We start from the raw sequence: 1,720 nt of genomic DNA, 5'->3' as shown, positions 1-1,720 counted from the left end.
TCGCCTCGCGAACGGCCTGGGCACGGGCGAGATATTCGGCGAGACGCCGCAGGGTCGCCTCGAGATTGCCGCCCATCTCGCCGGCGCGGACCATGTTGACATAGAATTTCGGAAAAACCGGATCGGTCGCGAGCGCATCGGCGAAGCTCGCGCCGTCCTTGAGGCGGGCAAGCGCGCCGCCGAGCGGTTGGGCGAGTTTCCGCGTCTCGCCGAGCCCGATCAGAATCTGCAGGGCACGATCGAGCTCCAGACCGGCATGGATCAGCGTCGCGAGTTCCTGCGTCGCAATGGCGAGATCGCGCGTCGAAGGTCCATGCTTCGGCAGAATGTCGGCGTGAAGCCAGCGCCGCCAGCCGGCAGCCTCGGCCTCCATCGCCGAAATCGGGAAATGCCCTTGCTCGCGCAACCACTCGATCGCGGCCCTTTCGGACACCGCTTCGAGCGTTCCGTTGACGATCGTTCCGGTTGCGCTCAGCGCCTTGTAGCGAAAGCTCGCCATCAGACCTCGCGTGTCACGCGCAGGACTTCCTCGACCGTCGTCTCGCCCGCCAGCACCTTCTTCAACCCGTGAAAATGCATGGTCTGCATGCCGTCCTCGATCGCCGCCTTGCGGAGGAGGCCGGACTCTGCATGAGCGAGAACAAGCTGACGCAGCCTGTCGGTCATCGCCAGGACTTCGAGAACGGAACTGCGGCCGAGATAGCCCGTATGGCTGCAATGAGCGCAGCCGGTCGCGCGGTAAAGTGTGACGGTCCGTCCCGCCGCAAACGCGCCGAGACCCAGCCGCTCCAACATTTCGGGCAAGGCCTCGTAAGGCTGCCGGCAATGCGGGCAAAGCCTGCGCACGAGACGCTGTGCCGCGATGCCGTTGATGGTCGAGGTCAGCAGATAATCCTCGACGCCCATGTCGAGAAGCCGCGTGACCGCGCTCGCCGCGTCGTTGGTGTGGAGCGTCGAGAGGATGAGATGGCCGGTCAGCGCCGCCTGCACCGCGATCTCGGCCGTTTCGAGGTCGCGGATTTCGCCGATCATCATGATGTCGGGATCCTGGCGCAGGAAGGAGCGCAAAGCCGTCGCGAAGGTGAGCCCGATCTGCGGCTTCACCTGCACCTGGTTGATGCCCTTGAGTTGATATTCGACCGGATCCTCGATGGTGAGGATCTTCTTGTCCGGTGTGTTGAGTTCGAGAAGCGAGGTATAGAGTGTCGTCGTCTTGCCGCTGCCCGTCGGCCCCGTCACCAGCAGGATGCCATGCGGCCGGTCGAGCACGTCGCGGAAGGCGCCAAGAATCTCGTCGTCGAAACCGAGCGCTGCAAAGTCGAGCTTCAGACTGCCTCGGTCGAGGATACGCAGCACGACGCTTTCGCCGTGAATGGTCGGCGTTGTCGAGACGCGGAAATCGATGTCCTTGCCGCGCACGGCGAGGCGGATGCGTCCGTCCTGCGCGAGGCGCCGCTCGGCGATGTTGAGCTTCGCCATGATCTTGATGCGCGAGATGACCGCCGACGACAGGCGCTGCGGCGGCGACTCAACTTCCTGCAACACGCCGTCGACGCGGTAGCGCACGCGCAATTCGCCATCCATCGGCTCGATATGGATGTCGGAGGCGCGCGCCTCGACGGCGCGGGTGATCAGCAGATTGACGAGGCGGATGACGGGCGCCTCGCTCGCAATGTCCTTCAGCCGCTCGACATCGTCGGAGGGATCGTAGGCATGCGCC

At 64.6% G+C, this 1,720-nt stretch carries 2 protein-coding genes; both read right to left on the bottom strand.

Features of this window, described 5'->3' with window-relative positions; translation table 11 throughout:
- The coding region (locus VMR03_RS19065; protein WP_325407812.1) for a type II secretion system F family protein at positions 1 to 499 on the bottom strand (499 nt) is incomplete at its 3' end.
- A partial coding sequence (gene gspE, locus VMR03_RS19060) for a type II secretion system ATPase GspE (protein ID WP_325407810.1) occupies positions 499 to 1,720 on the bottom strand: 1,222 nt, incomplete at its 5' end. The genes VMR03_RS19065 and gspE, both read right to left, overlap by 1 nt.

The sequence above is a fragment of the Parvibaculum sp. genome, from assembly GCF_035511255.1.
Lineage (GTDB): Bacteria > Pseudomonadota > Alphaproteobacteria > Parvibaculales > Parvibaculaceae > Parvibaculum.
Note: the sequence above shows the minus strand (reverse complement) of the source record. Positions and strands in the feature narration are given on the sequence as shown.